Origin of the sequence: Rhizobium sp. PvP014 (genome assembly GCF_017876855.1) — a bacterium.
Lineage (GTDB): Bacteria > Pseudomonadota > Alphaproteobacteria > Rhizobiales > Rhizobiaceae > Neorhizobium > Neorhizobium soli.
Genome location: NZ_JAGIOT010000002.1, coordinates 2,150,649 through 2,167,810 on the forward strand (window position 1 = coordinate 2,150,649; position 17,162 = coordinate 2,167,810).

General features: G+C 60.7%; 16 protein-coding genes and 1 pseudogene. 2 read left to right on the plus strand and 15 right to left on the minus strand.

From position 1 onward, the window contains the following. Positions 1-60 precede the first annotated feature (60 nt). A pseudogene (locus J3A65_RS15065) lies at positions 61-330 on the minus strand (methylated-DNA--[protein]-cysteine S-methyltransferase); the annotation flags it as partial. 630 nt (positions 331-960) lie between these two features. Further along, positions 961-1,458 (minus strand): DUF2244 domain-containing protein, encoded by a 498-nt coding sequence (locus J3A65_RS15070; RefSeq protein ID WP_209901976.1) that lies wholly within the window; start codon positions 1,456-1,458, stop codon positions 961-963. 21 nt (positions 1,459-1,479) lie between these two features. On the opposite strand from J3A65_RS15070, the gene nth reads away from it, so the two are divergent. After that, positions 1,480-2,250 carry an endonuclease III gene (nth, locus tag J3A65_RS15075; protein ID WP_209901978.1) on the plus strand — a complete coding sequence of 257 codons (771 nt, stop codon included), beginning with the start codon at positions 1,480-1,482 and terminating at the stop codon, positions 2,248-2,250. Here nth and J3A65_RS15080 read toward each other — a convergent pair. Further along, positions 2,232-2,960 (minus strand): sulfate transporter family protein, encoded by a 729-nt coding sequence (locus tag J3A65_RS15080; protein ID WP_209901980.1) that lies wholly within the window; start codon positions 2,958-2,960, stop codon positions 2,232-2,234. The two genes, nth and J3A65_RS15080, sit on opposite strands and share 19 nt — an antisense overlap. Positions 2,961-3,101: 141 nt before the next feature. Between J3A65_RS15080 and J3A65_RS15085 the strand changes: the two genes are divergently transcribed. Then, complete coding sequence (locus tag J3A65_RS15085) at positions 3,102-3,752, plus strand: NAD(P)H-binding protein (protein WP_209901983.1); 651 nt, start codon at positions 3,102-3,104, stop codon at positions 3,750-3,752. 8 nt (positions 3,753-3,760) lie between these two features. Here J3A65_RS15085 and J3A65_RS15090 read toward each other — a convergent pair whose 3' ends face one another. The 12 genes from J3A65_RS15090 to J3A65_RS15145 all read right to left on the minus strand — a co-directional run bounded on the left by J3A65_RS15090 (position 3,761) and on the right by J3A65_RS15145 (position 17,083). Then, the gene (locus J3A65_RS15090) at positions 3,761-5,353 is read right to left on the minus strand and encodes an FGGY-family carbohydrate kinase (protein WP_209901986.1); all 1,593 of its coding nucleotides are present in this window, start codon (positions 5,351-5,353) and stop codon (positions 3,761-3,763) included. Positions 5,354-5,426: 73 nt separating this feature from the next. Continuing rightward, complete coding sequence (locus J3A65_RS15095; RefSeq protein ID WP_209903542.1) at positions 5,427-6,137, minus strand: HAD family hydrolase; 711 nt, start codon at positions 6,135-6,137, stop codon at positions 5,427-5,429. A 19-nt stretch (positions 6,138-6,156) separates the two neighbouring features. Further along, positions 6,157-7,641 (minus strand): mannitol dehydrogenase family protein, encoded by a 1,485-nt coding sequence (locus J3A65_RS15100; RefSeq protein ID WP_209901988.1) that lies wholly within the window; start codon positions 7,639-7,641, stop codon positions 6,157-6,159. Positions 7,642-7,686: 45 nt separating this feature from the next. Next, a complete protein-coding gene (locus J3A65_RS15105; RefSeq protein ID WP_209901991.1) occupies positions 7,687-8,691 on the minus strand; it encodes an ABC transporter ATP-binding protein in 1,005 nt (334 codons plus the stop codon). Between the two features lie 11 nt (positions 8,692-8,702). Further along, positions 8,703-9,527 (minus strand): carbohydrate ABC transporter permease, encoded by an 825-nt coding sequence (locus J3A65_RS15110; RefSeq protein ID WP_062461266.1) that lies wholly within the window; start codon positions 9,525-9,527, stop codon positions 8,703-8,705. 11 nt (positions 9,528-9,538) lie between these two features. After that, on the minus strand, positions 9,539-10,411 hold the full coding sequence (locus J3A65_RS15115) for a sugar ABC transporter permease (protein WP_062461269.1): 873 nt from the start codon (positions 10,409-10,411) through the stop codon (positions 9,539-9,541). A 177-nt stretch (positions 10,412-10,588) separates the two neighbouring features. Then, entirely contained in the window at positions 10,589-11,905 is a 1,317-nt protein-coding gene (locus J3A65_RS15120) for a sugar ABC transporter substrate-binding protein (protein ID WP_209901993.1), read from the minus strand. Between the two features lie 153 nt (positions 11,906-12,058). Continuing rightward, positions 12,059-13,012, minus strand: a complete 954-nt coding sequence (locus J3A65_RS15125) for a sugar-binding transcriptional regulator (RefSeq protein ID WP_062461275.1) — start codon at positions 13,010-13,012, stop codon at positions 12,059-12,061. Between the two features lie 77 nt (positions 13,013-13,089). Beyond that, entirely contained in the window at positions 13,090-13,665 is a 576-nt protein-coding gene (locus J3A65_RS15130; protein ID WP_209901996.1) for a Fic family protein, read from the minus strand. Positions 13,666-13,677: 12 nt separating this feature from the next. Then, complete coding sequence (locus J3A65_RS15135; RefSeq protein WP_209901998.1) at positions 13,678-13,896, minus strand: hypothetical protein; 219 nt, start codon at positions 13,894-13,896, stop codon at positions 13,678-13,680. A 99-nt stretch (positions 13,897-13,995) separates the two neighbouring features. After that, positions 13,996-15,843: an ABC transporter ATP-binding protein gene (locus tag J3A65_RS15140; protein ID WP_209902001.1), complete on the minus strand. Its 1,848-nt coding sequence runs from the start codon at positions 15,841-15,843 to the stop codon at positions 13,996-13,998. 76 nt (positions 15,844-15,919) lie between these two features. Further along, positions 15,920-17,083, minus strand: a complete 1,164-nt coding sequence (locus tag J3A65_RS15145) for a M20 aminoacylase family protein (protein WP_209902003.1) — start codon at positions 17,081-17,083, stop codon at positions 15,920-15,922. Positions 17,084-17,162: the final 79 nt, after the last annotated feature.

Consider the following 17,162-nt stretch of genomic DNA (forward strand, 5'->3'; position numbering starts at 1 on the left):
TTCGGCCTGTTTGCTGACACGCACCTGAAGGACGGCAAGTTGTCGGGCGGACTGTGCGGCTCAGGCGTTGCCTGTCTCCCAGCCCAGGATCGCCCGTTTGCGGGTCAGACCCCAGTGATACCCGGTCAAAGCCCCGTTCTTTGCCACGGCCCGGTGGCAGGGCACGACGAAGGAGATCGGGTTGGCGCCGATTGCGGCACCCACCGCCCGGCTTGCCGTCGGCTGGCCGATATCGGAGGCGACGGCGGAATAGGTGACCGCCTTGCCGAACGGGATCTTCAACAGGCTCTGCCACACCTTGAGCTGAAAATCGGTCCCGATCAGAACGACATTTATCATTCCTTACATCCCTTATAACCCTCATCCCATCATTCATTTTTCATTCTACTTTAATATTTAAAAATTTTTCCATAAATTAACTATCACCCATCTCAAGATAGACACGACTTTTTTCAATCCTAAAGAACGACTATCATATCCTGTTTACCTCACTCACCTTTCTCAAATTTCTCCCCTTAATTCATCATCTTACATCTATCCTTTTCCATTCAACATTTCCTCACTTATGCCTCTTCCTATACATATATGGCGCTGCTTTCCGTATCTACTCTTCCACACGACCGGGCCCGCCGCTCCCGCCCTTTGCTCCGACGGCTCCTGGCGTTAGCCGAATAATCACTCCACAGCAGCCGTATAATCCTGTAGCACCGCCGAGTTATCGGCCTACCCAGTACGAAGGAGCCACAATAGCCCGTGTTCCAGTCGTCTGCCCGCTCACGCGTCACCCCGCGGGCCGACTGTCTGGGCCCCCCCCCCACCCCACACTGCCACAGGTGTCACGTCGATGCCGGGTGCGGACATGTCGGGCCTGGAAAGCGTAGCAAGAGCGTTCATGGCAGTCTCCCTGTGCCCTATAGATGCACGCTCGATCCCATCAGAGCCACCCGTTTCTTGTCGGGGTCACAATCGTCTCGTGACGGTCGCCAGCGCTCCGCGAAATGCCCTCGCAAAGCTCTCACGATCGTCCGGGTTCAGAAAGGAACCGATTTCGGTCTGCCGTCCCTCACCCGAGACCTGCATCGCCGTAATCCCGAATTCCTCGTGCCTGCTGACAGTAAATCGCGCCCAAAACGGGTTGTAGCGATGCTCCACCATCCGCCCCGTTGGTGAAAATTTCCGGATCGAAAGATTGGTCCTCGACACCGTGACTTCCTCGCGCTGCCGGCCGGAACGGTAGCTGAGTTTCAGCGCGCCATAGAGAAGCAGGAAATCAAAACCGAGGAACAGCCCGATCGGCCAGGCGCCGGTCGCCAGGAAGAAAAGGCCGTAGAACAGGCAGACGGCACCCGATATCGACAGCACGACAAAAAACCCGCGTCGGCCGAGCGACCGATAGGGCGTCAGTTCGGCCGCAAAGACCGGTTTCTCATCGATCGGCTGCGCGTTGATTTCCGTCATGGCGCGAGACTATACAGTGTCATGGCCCTTGCGAAAATCAAATCCACGAAAACCCCGGCGACAAAAAGCAGCATCTCCAAAGGCCGGAAGCCCAAGCGCTTCAAGCCGGCCTATACGCCTGACGAAATGGTGGAGATCTTCCGCCGCTTCTCGGTGCAGCGGCCGAAGCCGAAGGGCGAGCTCGAGCACGTCAATCCGTTCACGCTCGTGGTCGCCGTGGCGCTGTCGGCGCAGGCAACCGACGCAGGCGTCAACAAGGCGACCCGCGAACTGTTCAAGATTGCCGACACGCCGGAAAAGATGCTGGCGCTCGGCGAGGACGGCGTCATTGCCCATATCAGGACGATCGGGCTCTATCGCAACAAGGCCAAGAACGTCATCGCGCTCTGTCGCATGCTGATCGACGAGTTCGGATCCGAGGTGCCAAGCACACGCGTGGACCTGGTGCGCCTGCCGGGCGTCGGCCGCAAGACGGCCAACGTGGTCATGTCCATGGCCTTCGGCATTCCGACGCTTGCCGTCGACACGCATGTGTTTCGCATCGGCAACCGCTGCCTGATGGCGCCGGGCAAAACGCCGGATGAGGTCGAGGAGCAGTTCCTGAAAGTCATCCCCGACCAGTACCTGTTCCACGCCCATCACTGGCTGATCCTGCACGGCCGCTATACCTGCAAGGCCCGCAAGCCTGAATGCGAGCACTGCGTTATCGCCGATCTCTGTCGGTCGCCCGAAAAGACCTGTCCTTTCCCGGCGCCGCTGGTCGAGCTACCGCCTCAGGTGATCGGCGTCTGAAGCCGGAAGGACGGATCGCGCTTCGATACCTTCTTGTGCAGATGCACCATCAGCCCTGCTGCAAACAGCGGCGTCAGCAGGTTGACGAAGGGGATCGCCAGGAAGCCGGCGATCAAAAGGCCCGCCACGAACACGGTGGAGGAATGCTTCGAGCGGAAAGCCCGCGCCTCTGCCGGCGGCCGGAACCGCATCGCGGCGAACTCGAAGAACTCCCGCCCCAGCAGATACCCGTTTACCAGGAAGAACGCGATCAGGTTGACGCCGGGAATGAACAGCAAAAGCAGCGCGATGATATTGCCGATGATGACGATGCCGAGAAACTGGATCGACCCCAGGATCGCCTGGCCGAGCGGCATTTCCCGGCCCGGCACATCATCGGGATAGTCGCGCTTCTCGATCACCGCCGCCACATCGTCGAGGAACAGGCCCGCAATCAGCGCAGTAATCGGCGCGATCAGCAAGGCAAGCACCAGCGCCAGCCCGATACCGGCAGCAATCGCCGCAAACAGCGTCAGCCATCCCGTCCAATCCGGCACATCGGGAAAGAAGGCGGCAAACCACGGCCAGAGATAGAGCGCGAAGAGCTCGCGCAATCCGAACCACAACCCGATCAGGATAAGGAATGTCAGCCCCAGCGTCTTCCAGAAGGCCGATCTCGTTTCGGGCGCAAACAGGTTGATCAGCGATAGGCGTGCGGCGTCGAGGATCATCGGCGTCTCCAGGTTAGGCCCGCAGCATGTAGGTCAACCATCGCCCTGGAACAAGCGCCGGTGGATATAGGAATCTGGCCGCGAGAATCGTATACTCACCGGCAGACACCCGCACCGGGCGTGGTAGTGACGGAGATCCGCATGACAAGCCTGCTGCTCCTTGGCGCGACCGGATTGGTCGGCGGCCACGTCCTCGAACTGGCGCTCAAGGACGACCGGGTCACCCGCGTCGTCGCGCCCACCCGCCGGCCGCTGCCTCCGACCGCCTTGCCGGCCCATCCGAAGCTCGAAAATCCCATCACCGATCTCAGCAGCGGTCTGCCCGAGGCGGACTGGTGGACTGTCGACGCGGTCATTTCGGCGCTCGGCACCACGCGGGCAAAGGCGGGATCGGACGAGGCCTTCCGTCTGGTGGATTACGCCACGCCGCTCGGTGCGGCCCGGCGCGCGCATGAACGAGGTGCAACCCGTTTCTCGCTCGTCTCGTCCACCGGCGCCAATTCGAAGTCCAGCCTGCTTTACCTGCGCACCAAGGGCGAGCTTGAAGATGCCATCCGCGCCATCGGCTTTTCCACGCTCACCATCGTCAGGCCCAGCCTTTTGGGTGGCGACCGCAGCGAATTCCGGCTCGGCGAACGGCTTGCCAGCATCGCGCTGAAGATCGCCCATCCCATCCTGCCGCGACGGCTGCGCATCAGCCCGGCCCATGTGGTGGCAAAAGTTCTGCTGGATGCTGCAATCGGCGGTGAAAAGGGAGAGCGCATCGTCGAGGCGGATCAGCTTTCGGGCTGAGTTGCAGCTTAGTCCAGCGACCGCAGCTCTTCGCGGTGACGGATCATCGCAAGGAACCGCCGGTAGTCGCGCTCATAAAGGTCTCGTCCCGTGCTGGGTAGCCGCTCGCTGCCGCCGCTGTTCATCGCATGTCCGGCATCAAGCAACGAGCCGTGCAGACCGCCCGCGACCGCGGCAGCCATGGCCGTTCCGAGCAGAACCGCATCGCGGTTGTGCGGGATGACCACCTTGCAGCCCGTGACATCCGCATAGAGTTCCACCAGCAGCGGGTTGTTCACATGCCCGCCGGTCACGTGCAGCGTCTCGAACCGGTACCCAAAGTCAGCCATCGCATCGAGAATATGACGGATGCCGAGCGCGATCGACACGCAGGTCCGCCAATAGCGGCGGCAAAGCCCGTCGAAGGACGTATCGAGCGTCAGCCCGCTGATGACGCCGGTCGCATGCGGGTCCGCAAGCGGCGACCGGTTGCCGTGAAAGTCGGGCAGAATGTGCAGATCCGGCGCAATCTCCTCGCCGCCTGCCGCTGCACGCATCTCGCCGACGCGGGCAATGATCCGCTCATGCAGCTCGGTGGTCGGCTCGCCGCCGGCTGCGTGCATCATGACGATATGATCGAGCAGCGCGCCCGCCGCCGACTGTCCGCCTTCGACCAGCCAATGGTCGGGCAGTACCGCCTCGTAATATGGGCCCCAAAGGCTGCGACCGGGTTTCGGCTCCCTGGTGAAGGCGACGATGCAGCTCGATGTACCCCCGATCAGGGCAACGCTCGTCTCCAGCGACGAGCCTGGAAAGCTTTTCGCCCCAACACCGCCAAGCACGCCATAGGCACCCGCGTAAGCGTCGATCATTCCCGGCGCGACCTGAACGCCGGTATCGAGGCCAAGTTCGGCCGCCGCCTTTTCGCTGAGCGGTCCGATCGAGCCGCCGACACCGATCGTATCGTCCGGCAGACCGCCCTTCTCAATAAGGTCGTCGAGCCCGGCAAGCGCCAGATAATCCGCGCTCCAGCCCGGCGTCTCATGCGCCAGGTAATTCCATTTGGCCGTCAGCGTGCAGCGCGAACGCGACGCGGAACCTGTGGCTTTCCAGGTCAGGAAATCGGCAAGATCGAAGAAATAACCGGCCCGGCTCCAGCTGTCTGGAAGGTTCTGCTTCAGCCACATCAGCTTGGGCATTTCCATTTCCGGCGAGATCGATCCCCCGGCGAAATCGAGCACCGCATGGCCGCTTCTTGACAGCGTCTCCGCCTGACTGATCGCCCGGTGGTCGTGCCAGACAATCGTATCCTGATGCGCGTTCCCGCTGACCGAAACGCTCAGCGGTTCCCCATCGCGGTCCCGCGCCACAAGCGAGCAGGTCGCGTCAAAGCCGATGGCCGCCACCTGGGATGCAGAAATCCCAGCCTCGGCCAACGCCGCTTTCACGGAGATGCAGGTTGCGGACCAGATGTCTTCGGAGGAATGTTCGGCGTGCTTATCCCGTGGGCGGAACATCAGGATCGGATGTTTGGATTTCGCAATCAGCGTTCCGTCGCGGCCGAACACGCCGGCACGGGCGCTTGCCGTGCCGATATCGACCGCAACGAGAAAATCACGCATCCCGATTTGTTTCCTGTCCCTGTAAGTCGCGCAGACTGTCCCCGTCGCGTCCCGCCAGCCTGAAAGCCGAGCTTCAGGTGTTCGCGGAAACCGAACCGTTGCGATCCTCGATATATTTTTGGACAAGGTGGAGCAAATCCGGCATCGCGTCAAACACGACGTCGGGCGATAGCGCCTCGATCCGGTCACGGTATCCGGAAGTGTGGGTGTGCGATCCGCCGGTAAAGGCGAATGACGCCATGCCCGCCCGCTGGGCCGCCTCGATGCCCGCGGGGCTGTCTTCAATGACGATGCAATCTTGCGGCGCGAACCCCATTTCGCTTGCTGCCAGCAGGAAGAGGTCCGGCGCGGGCTTGCCGTTCTTCACCATTGTGGCGCTAAAGATATGGGGATCGAGCTTGTCGATCAGGCCGGTGATCGTCAGCGACAGCCGGATGCGGTCGGGATTGCTGGAGGATGCGACGCAGGCTTGAAGCCCGAGCGCCTCGAGCGTTTCGGCAATGCCGGGGATCGGCTTCAGCTCGGCCTTGAACAGGCTGTAGAGATCGGTGCGCATACCCTCGAGAAATTCCGGCCCGGTGTGGAAACCATATTCCTCGTCCATGACCTGGCGCATGGTCGCCAGGCTGCGACCGAGGAAGCGCTCATAGGCTTCCTCCTCGGCCATTTCGATACCGTGGCGGTTGAGCGCAGCCACCAGAACCCGCACCGACAGCGGCTCGCTGTCGACAAGGACGCCGTCGCAATCGAAGATCACGAGATGGCGTGGTTTGATTGCGCTAATTCCCGTCACGGTGTTCACCTCAATCCTTGACGAGCTGGTCGTCGAGATAGAGCTGCAGCGTCTTGGCCGTGCCCTGTGTCCAGAGCGTCTTCAGCGCATGCGCAAACCGCTTGCGGAACAACTCAGACGTCGAGACTTCGCCGAAGATCTCGTCGAACACCAGGAACGCATCCGGGTCGTCCTTGGCCTTGATCGCGGCCGCCTGCAGCTTCTCGGCACTCGTATCGTTGAACACGATCTGGCGACCGCTGTCCGACGTGCCCGCAAAATAGCGGCACCACAGCGCCGACACAAGCGACAGGCCGACGATGTCGAGGCCCTGGTCCAGCCTGTCGCGGGTCGATGGCAGGATGAACTTCGGCTGGCGGTTGGAACCGTCCTGCGCCAAACGCGGAATGGTGTCGCCGATCTTCGGGTTGAGGAAGCGGTGCTCGATCAGGTCGAAATAGTCGTCGAGGATGGTATCTGGAACCGGCGGCACGATCGGGATGATCTCTTCCTTCTCGAGCTTGGCAAGGAAGGCCCGGATCAGCGGATGCTCCATTGCCTCGTGCACGAAATGGATGTCCAGCAACTCGCCGGGATAAGCGATCGTCGCATGGCCGCCGTTGAGAATGCGCAGCTTCATCAGCTCGTAGGGCGCGACATCGGGCACGAACTGAACGCCGACTTCTTCAAGCGGCGGACGGCCGAGCGGGAAATGATCTTCCATCACCCACTGCTTGAACTCTTCGCAGAATACCGGCCAGTTATCGTCGATATTGTAGTCGTTCTTGAGGATATCGACTTCGCGCTGACCGGTGGCCGGCGTGATGCGGTCGACCATCGAATTCGGGAAGGCGACATTGTCGTGGATCCAGGTCGCAAAATCCGGGTCCGACAGCTTGGCGAGACCAACGACGGTGTTTTCGGTCACGTGGCCGTTGCCGGGAATGTTGTCGCAGGACATGATCGTGAATGGCGCAAGTCCGCGCGAACGGCGAAGCTTGAGGCCGGCAAGGATCAGGCCGAACACCGTCTTCGGCGCATCCGGGTTGCTGCCGTCTTCGACCATGGCCGGATGGGCCGGGTTGAAGTGACCGGACGCGTCGATGAAATAACCGCCCTCGGTGATCGTCATCGAGACGATGCGGATCGTCGGATCGGCCAGCTTCTCGATCAGCGCCTGCTTGTCGTCAGGCGCGATGATGTCGATCATCGGGGCGGTCACGCGGGCGCCGGTCTTGTTGTTGTCCTGCTCCACGACGGTGGTGAGGAAATCCTGCGCCTTCAGCTTGTCGCGCATGGCCGCATCGGACGGCATCACGCCGGCACCGATGATGGCCCAGTCGTGGCCCTTGCCGATGTTGAACAGGTCGTCCAGGTAGATCGCCTGATGGGCGCGGTGGAAGTTGCCGACGCCGAAATGTACGATGCCGGGGGAGAGCGTCTTCGGATCGTAGGCGGGCACGCCAGCGGTCGCTGCGGCATCCTTGAGAGTTGCCAACGAAAGCTTCACAGTCATTTTCTCATACTCCGATTGGCCTGCTGTTCAGGCCTTTGGGATCATTCAGGCCCGGATCGCAAGACCCTTGTCGTCGAAGCGATGCAGTTTGGTTTCATCCGGCGTCAGGTAGACGGTGTCGCCGTAGCTCGCGCCGAACTCGCCGCCGGCACGGGCCGTGATCGGGCCGATACCATCTACGTCGAGATGCAGAAACGTGTCGGCGCCCAGATGTTCGGCAACCGAAACCCTGCCGGTCCACAGACCGCTATCCTTGGAAAGCCCGATATGTTCGGGACGCACGCCCACGGTCTTGGCGTTCCGCGCCTTGGCGTAATCGCCTTCCAGCAGGTTCATCTTCGGCGAACCGATAAAGCCTGCGACAAACAGATTGCGCGGCGACTTGTAGAGCTCGAGCGGCGAACCGACCTGCTCGATATTGCCGCGGTTGAGCACCACGATCTTGTCGGCCATGGTCATGGCTTCGATCTGGTCGTGCGTAACGTAGACCATCGTGGTCTTCAGCTGGTTGTGCAGGTCGCTGATCTCCAGACGCATCGTGCCGCGCAGTGCCGCATCGAGGTTGGAAAGCGGCTCGTCGAACAGGAAGGCCGAAGGTTCGCGCACGATCGCACGGCCGATTGCCACGCGCTGACGCTGGCCGCCCGAAAGCTGGCCGGGGCGACGCTCGAGATAATCGGTGAGGTTGAGGATGTGCGCCGCATCGGCGACCTTCTTGTCGATCGCCGACTGCTCCATCTTCGCCATCTTCAGCGGGAAGGCGATGTTCTTGCGCACGCTCATATGCGGATAGAGCGCATAGGATTGGAACACCATCGCAAGCCCGCGTTCGGCGGGAGCAGCGTCCGTCACGTCGCGACCGTCGATCTTGATCTGGCCGCCGGACACGTCTTCAAGACCTGCAATGAGACGCAGAAGCGTGGACTTGCCGCAACCCGAAGGTCCAACGAACACGACGAACTCGCCGTCGTTGATCTCGAGATCGATCGACGGGATGACCTTGGCTTCGCCGAACGTCTTCGACACTTTGGAAAGAGTAATGCTGCCCATGAAAGTGATCCTTACTTAACCGCGCCAAACGTGAGGCCGCGAACGAGTTGCTTCTGGCTGAACCAGCCGAGGATGAGGATCGGCGCGATGGCCATGGTCGAGGCCGCCGAAAGCTTTGCCCAGAACAGACCCTGCGGCGAGGAGAAGGAGGCGATGAAGGCCGTCAGCGGAGCCGCGTTTGTCGTGGTCAGCTGGATCGTCCAGAACGCTTCGTTCCAGGCCAGGATGATGTTCAAAAGCAGCGTCGAGGCGATGCCGGGAACCGCCATCGGCGTCAGCACGTAGACGATTTCCTTCCACAGATTGGCGCCGTCCATCCGTGCCGCTTCCAGGATTTCGCCCGGAATTTCGCGAAAGTATGTGTAGAGCATCCACACCACGATCGGCAGGTTGATCAGCGTCAGCATGATGGTGAGGCCGATGCGGCTGTCGAGCAGGCCGAAGTTGCGGAACAGGATGAAGATCGGTAGCAGCACCGCCACGGCCGGCATCATCTTGGTCGACAGCATCCACATCAGGATGTCCTTGGTACGCTTGCCAGGTGCGAACGCCATCGCCCAGGCCCCGGGGATCGCGATGATCAGCGCGAGGATGGTGGAGCCGACCGACAGGATCACCGAGTTCATAAACGGCTTGAAGTAATCGCGCTGCGTCTGCACCGTGATGTAGTTCTCAAGCGTGCCCGATGGGATCAGGCTGAAGCCGGCGATCGCTTCCTGCTCCGTCTTCAGGCTGGTGATCAGCGCGTAGAGGATGGGGAAGAAGATCAGGAGCGCGACGACCCAGGCCAGGATTGTCCAGCCGATCTTCGCTCCGGTTGTTACTTTGCGAGCCATGATCGTTCCTCCTACTTGTCCAGGTTCTTGCCGACGGCGCGCATCAGGAAGAAGGCGACGATATTGGCAAGGACGACGGCGATGATACCACCCGCTGCACCCCCGCCGACGTCATAGCCGAGACGTGCGGTGCGGTAGATGAGGAAGGTGAGGTTGGTGGACGCATAGCCCGGGCCGCCATTGGTGGTGACCAGGATTTCAGCGTAGATGCCGAGCAGGAAGATCGTCTGGATCAGGATGACGACCGTGATCGCGCGCGAAAGATGCGGCAGCGTCAGGTAGATGAAGCGGTTGAAGAAGTTGGCGCCATCCATTTCGGCGGCTTCGCGCTGCTCGCTGTCGAGCGACTGAAGCGCCGTCAAAAGGATGAGCGTCGCAAACGGCAACCATTGCCAGGCAACGATGATGATGACCGCAAACAGCGGATACTGGGCAAACCAGTCGATCGGCTGAACCCCGAAGAACCGCGCGAGATCCGCCAGCACGCCGTAGCCCGGATGCATGATCATGTTCTTCCAGATCAGCGCGGCCACCGGCGGCATCACGAAGAACGGCGAGATCACCAGAATGCGCACGATACCCTGGCCGAAGATCGGCTGGTCGAGCAGAAGCGCGATCGCGACACCGCCGATGACGGTAATGCCGAGCACGCCGAGCACCAGCAGCATCGTGTTCCAGATCGACTGGAAGAAGGCCGGATCGGTGTAGAAATACTGATAATTGAAGAAGCCTGCGAAGCTCACGTTCTGCGGCGTCAGCAGGTTGTAGTTCTGGAACGAGTAGTACAGCGTCATTGCGAGCGGTACGGCCATCCAGACCAAAAGAACGATGACGGAGGGCGCCATCATCAGGCGTGCCAACGTCTTGGTATTTTGCGTTGCCATCTTTGAGGCCCCTCCCCGGAGGTAAGCGCGCCGCACGCGGCCAGAGGAGGACGCGAAGGCATGATCTTGTTTTTATAGGGTAGCGTGCTGGAACAGCGAGATGCAGTTCAGCATCCAATCGTCATCCTGTGATCTGCTGCCCGGCACGGATGCCGGACAGCAGTGTCTTGACCAAGCTTACTTGATGTAACCGGCGCGGGTCATGTCGCGGGTTGCCGTTGCCTGAGCGGCGGCAAGAGCGTCATCGACCGTGGACTGGCCGGCGATGACAGCCGAGAACAACTGACCGACAGTGGTGCCGAGAGCCTGGAATTCAGGGATCGCGACGAACTGGCCACCGGTATAAGGAACCGGCTTGACCGTTGGCTTGGTGATGTCGGCAGCGTCCATGGCAGCAAGCGTCGGAGCTGCGAAGGCAGCGGCCTTCTGATAGTCCGCGTTCTTGTAGAGCGAGGTGCGCGTGCCCGGAGGAACGTTGGCCCAGCCTTCCTTGGCAGCAACAAGCGTCGTGTATTCCTTGCTGGTTGCCCAGGAGATGAACTTCTGAGCCGATTCAGCCTTCTTGGACGATGCCGGAACGGCAAGGTTCCAGGACCACAGCCAGTTGCCGTGGTTGGCAACGCCTTCCTTGCTTGGGAAGAGCGCGTAACCGACCTTGTCGGCAACCTTTGAGTCCTTCGGGTTCGACACGAACGATGCGGCGACGGTCGCATCGATCCACATGCCGCATTTGCCCTGCTGGAACAGCGTCAGGTTTTCGTTGAAGCCGTTGGAAGAAGCGCCCGACGGGCCGGAATTCTTCATCATGTCGGCGTAGAAGGTAAGTGCTGCCTTCCATTCCGGCTGATCGAACTGCGGCTTCCACTTTTCGTCGAACCAGCGTCCGCCGAAGGAGTTGGTGAGGGCCGAAACGAAGGCCATGTTCTCGCCCCAGCCGGCCTTGCCGCGAAGGCACATGCCGCTGATGTCGGCCTTGCGGTCGGTCATCTTCTTGGCAGCGTCAGCGATGAATTCCCAGGTCGGGCTTTCCGGCATTTTCAGGCCGGCTTTTTCGAACAGGTCCTTGCGGTACATGATCATGGCGGATTCGCCGTAGAACGGTGCCGCGTAGAGCTTGTTGTCGACCGAAAGGCCGCCGCGGATTGCTGGCAGCAGGTCGTCCATGTCGTACTTGTCGCCGAGACCTTCGAGCGGCAGAAGCCACTTCTGCTTGGCCCAGATCGGAACTTCATAGTTGCCGATCGTGACGATGTCGTACTGGCCGCCACCGGCCGCGATATCGGTCGTCACGCGTTCGCGCAGAACGTTTTCTTCGAGCGTGACCCACTCGACCTGGATGTCCGGGTTCGCCTTGGTGAACTCGGACGTCAGGCCCTGCATGCGGACCATGTCGCCGTTGTTGACTGTCGCAATGGTGAGGGTTTCGGCAGATGCAGTCGTGGCCACAAAGGCCAGAGCTGAGCAGGCGCCCAGCAGAATAGTTTTCATAGTCATATCTTCCTCCCGAGAAGATGGAATGCGAGCATTCGCTTTGCTCATGGGCAATTACCCACATAAAGCTAGCGCAAGTCAATGGGAATTCATCGCTGCGATGCAACCGAAAGCGACAATTCACTGAAATTTCAGGCAGAATTCTATCTGCCGCGCTTAAGCAGTAAGCAGATACCGCGCTGCGGCCTCGTCGGTGATGATGCCGTTGAGCAGTCCGCCTTTCAGGGCTGCGCGCATGGCGACCCACTTCTTCTTGCCTTGGGCAATGCCAATGACACAGCAGGTCTCGCGCGACGGGATCGGCACGGAGGCCACCCGGCCGTTGACGGCACTGTCGAGCAACTCACCCTGCTGATCGTAAATCCAGCCGCAAATTTCACCCGCGGCACCGCGATCCACCAGCGACACCATTTCGTCGCGATCCAGAAATCCGTCGACGCAAAGCGGCGCATCGACGCCGAGTTCGCCGATCCCGACAAAGGTGACGTCGGCTTGTGCCCCGAGCGCAAGTGTCGAGCGCACGAGCGCCTGGTCATGCAGCGTGTCGCGCTCCTCGATGGAGGCACAAAGGACCGGCAGCGGCATGGGAAAATGCCGCGCCTTGATGGCATCGGCCATCGAGAAGATGACGTTGTAATAGGCGGCCGACCCGTCCGGCCCGATATTGCCGGTCAGCGACACGATACGGTGCTGCGGGCATTCCATCGGCGGCAGCTGATCGACAGCGGCTTTCAGCGTCCGACCTGTCCCGACGGCGATGATGATCGGATCCGGCCGTTTCAGCCAGCGCTCGATCTCGCCCGCCCCCGCTTCGGCGATACCGACCGTGGATGAACTGCCGCCCGGATCGCTCGGCACGATTTCCGCATGCTTGAGATCGTATTTCTTGCGCAGCCCTTCAGCGAGTTCGAGACAAGCGGAGATCGGATGGTCGAGCCGGACCTTGATCAACCGCTCGGCAACCGCAAGCGACACGAGCCGCTGAGCCGACTGGCGGGAAATGCCCATGGCATTGGCGATCTCGTCCTGGGTCCTCCCCGCGACGTAATAGAGCCAGCCCGCGCGCGCAGCATCGTCGAGCCGGCCTTGGGTGTCACTCCGCTTAGCCATGGCAGTAAATCTCCTCTGGTCGATTTGCTGACATGTTTTTTGAGGGGCTGTCAAATGGCGATGGTGCAACGACGCCCTCAAAGAGAGCTTTTGCTCAGCGCCTCGGAGAGGACGGTCTCCATCATTTGATAATTGCTAATTTGCGCCTGTTTCGAAGCCTCGATCCAACCTGCGGGATCGATTTTCGTCAGATCGAGCCAATGTCCGGCCTGTCCGCAAAGCTGTTTCAGATAATGTGCCTGCGTGCGGCCATTGCCCTCGCGGAACGGATGGACATAGTTCACATCACCAATGATCGGCGCGACTTTTGCGGCAAATTCCGATCTCTGGAGACCACGCAGATAATTGCCCGCCGTGATGCGTCGATGCACATCGGCCATGCCGGTCTCGATATACTGCCGGAACTGGAACTGGCTCGACCCTTTGGAAATCTCCACCGTCCGGATCTCGCCCGCCCAGTCGTAGACGTCCTGGAAGAGATGACGGTGGATGGTCCGCAGATGCTTCAGGTCGAAATCACCCGTGGGGATTTTCTGGATGCTGCGGATGGTGGAATATCGACGTTCCGCAAGGTCCAGCACGGCTGCATCGCGAATATCGAACTTGTTTCGTAACAGTCTGGTCCCCGGATAGACGTAAGGATCGTCACTCATCGGGTGTTCGGATCATCGGCTGGACGCCGCCGAAGCCTGCTCCTTCCCGTCCAGACCTGCTCGCCGCCTCAAGTCTCGACGCACGTAATCGAGCTGCTGTTCGACCGAAAAACCCTCCCGATTGAACATTTCGAACATGGCTAAGTCGTCAGCATCGAGGGGGTTACCCTCGATCATCTGCAGGTGCGCTGCTTCCAGTGTCCGCTGGCGGATATCATCCCTGTCGCTCATGCAGCCATCATACTGCAGATCGCGAAATCCGACAAATGATAGATGCGAGGCGGCGCCCCAGTTTGCGCCGCCTTCGCGTTCGTTCCGGGCCGTCCGACGTCAGGCCACCTGCACGACGTGGCCTGCGCCGACTTCGCGATATTCCCGCACCGGCGGCACGAAATCGACCGATCTGATCGGGCTCTTGATCTCTTCGGTGGAAAGGTTGCGCTTGATCCGGCGCCGTGACGGATCCGGCACCGGCACCGCCGACATCAGTTTCTTCGTGTAGGGATGCTGCGGGTTTTCAAACACCGCCGCACGCGGGCCGATCTCGACGATTTCGCCCAGATACATCACTGCCACCCGGTGGCTCACGCGCTCCACCACGGCCATGTCGTGGGAGATGAACAGGAAGGCGAGGTTCAGAGACTGCTGCAGGTCGAGCAGCAGGTTGCAGACCTGCGCCTTGATCGACACGTCCAGCGCCGACACCGCTTCGTCGGCAACGATCACCTTCGGATCGAGCATCAAAGCCCTGGCGATCGCGATGCGCTGCCGCTGGCCGCCGGAAAACTCGTGCGGGAAGCGCCGCATCATGTCGGCCGAAAGTCCGACCTTTTCGAGAAGGTTCGCCGCCTTTTCACGCGCCTGCGCCTTGGTGCCGAGCTTGTGCTCGATAAACGGTTCGGCGACAGCCGACCCCACGCTCATGCGCGGGTTGAGCGAGGCGAACGGATCCTGGAACACCATCTGGATCGACCGGCGCATGGTTCGAAGCGCATGCTGGTCGAGGCTCATCACGTCGTAGCCGTCCACCTGAACGGTACCGCTGGTCGGCGTGATCAGCCGCGTCACGGATCGTCCGGTGGTCGACTTGCCGCAACCGGATTCACCCACCAGCGCAAGCGTTTCGCCGGCATAGAGATCGAACGAGACCTTTTCCACCGCATGCACTGCCCCGGACTTGCGTCCGAGAAGGCCGGAATGGATGTCGAACCGCGTCGTCAGGTCCTTCACGTCGAGGATCGGCGTCTTGCCCTTGGCAACCGTGTCGAACACTTCGCCCAGAACCTGCTGTTCGCCTGTGTTGACATCGATCAGCGGAAACCGCATCGGCAGCTTGCTCTGCCCCATCGAGCCCAGCCGCGGCACGGCCGAAAGAAGCGCTCGCGTGTAGGCATGCTGGCCGCGGTGGAAAATATCGCCGGTCTGGCCGGTTTCCACCGCATCGCCACGGAACATCACGATCGTCCGGTCAGCCACTTCCGCCACAACGCCCATGTCATGGGTGATGAACAGGACAGACATGCCCTCCTCTTCCTGCAGCATCTTGATGAGATCAAGGATCTGCCCCTGGATCGTCACGTCCAGCGCCGTCGTCGGCTCGTCGGCGATCAGAAGCTTCGGCTTGGCCGCAAGTGCCATGGCGATCATCACGCGCTGGCGCATGCCGCCGGAAAACTGGTGCGGGTATTCGTCGAAACGGCTCTTGGCGTTGGGGATGCGAACCTTCTCGAGAAGCCGTATCACCTCCGCCTTTGCCTCGGCCTTGGAGATGTTGGTGTGAACCGTCAGCGCCTCGGCGATCTGCTTTCCGATCGGAAAGATCGGATTGAGCGAGGTCATCGGCTCCTGGAAGATCATCGAGATGTCGTTGCCGCGCACCCGCCGCATCTCCTCCTCAGGCAGACCGAGAAGCTCCTTGCCCTGCAGGAAGACCTGCCCCTCGATCCGGCTCGAATTCTTCTGCAACAGCCGCATGATCGACAGCGACGTCACCGATTTGCCGGAGCCGCTTTCGCCCACGATCGCAACCGTCTCGCGCGGTGCCACATCAAACGAGATGTTGCGCACAACCGTCTTCCATTCGTCGTTCACATTGAACGACGTCGTCAGGTTCTTCACAGACAGGACCGGAGTGACCGATCCGCCAGACTGTTCCATCGCAGGTCCGGAAAGCAGCATGCATGTTTCCTTGATTTGGGCGGCCCCGTCGCGACTGGTGGCGGCATCGCGAGGGGCCGGTCGGAAGAGGATACGATCAGGCGGCGAGCGCCGTTTCGGCAAGCGAAACCCAGTAGCTCACGCCATAGGGAATGGCCTCGTCGTTAAAGTCGTAGGCCGCATTGTGAAGATTGGCGGTATCGCCATTGCCGAGGAAGATGAAGGCACCCGGCCGCTGCTCCAGCATGTAGGAGAAGTCTTCAGCGCCCATATGCGGTGCCGCATTGGCGTCGACCTTGCCCTGGCCCGCCACTTTCGAGGCGATCCCGACAGCAAAATCGGTCTCGTTGTCATGGTTGAAGGTGACCGGATAGCCGCGATTGTAGACGACCTCGGCCGTAGCACCATGTGCGATTGCGGTTGCCTCAGCCACTTCCTTCAGGCGCTTTTCGGCAAAGTCGCGGGTTTCCGGTAGAAGCGTGCGCACGGTACCGGCCAGCGTCACGAAGGCCGGGATGACGTTGCTCGCCTGGCCGCCATGGATGGAAGCGACGGTGACGACGAGGGATTTGAGCGGATCCGTCTCGCGCGAAACGACCGACTGTAGCGCGATCACCACATGCGATGCGGTCAGCACCGGGTCGATCGAAAGATGCGGCTGGGCGGCATGGCTGCCACGGCCGGAAATGGTGATCTCGAAAGTATCGGCCGCCGCCATGATGCCGCCCTTGCGGATCGAGAAACTGCCGACCGGGAGCGCCGGTGCATTGTGCATGCCGTAGACTTCCTTGATGGAAAACTTGTCCATCATGCCGTCCTCGATCATGGCAAGCGCGCCCGCGCCGCCTTCTTCGGCGGGCTGGAAGATGACAGCAACCGACCCTTTGAAATTGCGGGTTTCGGAAAGATACTGCGCAGCACCCAGAAGCATTGCGGTATGTCCGTCATGGCCGCAGGAATGCGCCTTGCCCGGTGTTTTCGAAGCCCACGGCACGCCCGATGTCTCAAGAATCGGCAGCGCATCCATGTCGGCGCGGAAGCCGATAACCGGGCCATCGCCCTGGCTGCCCTTGATGATGCCGACGACGCCCGTCTTGCCGATGCCGCTCTCAACCACGTCGCAACCAAAGGCTTTCAGCTTCTCGGCAACGAAGGCGGATGTGTAGTGAACGTCGTAGAGAAGCTCCGGATTCTCGTGCAGATGGCGTCTCCATTCTGCAACCTGATCCTGCATTTCGGCGACGCGATTGATGACAGGCATTTGGGCAATCCTCTAGATTTATTAGTATTTCCGGTCTCGAAGGCTGCGATATTGCGACGGCTTCGTCGGAATTTGCAAG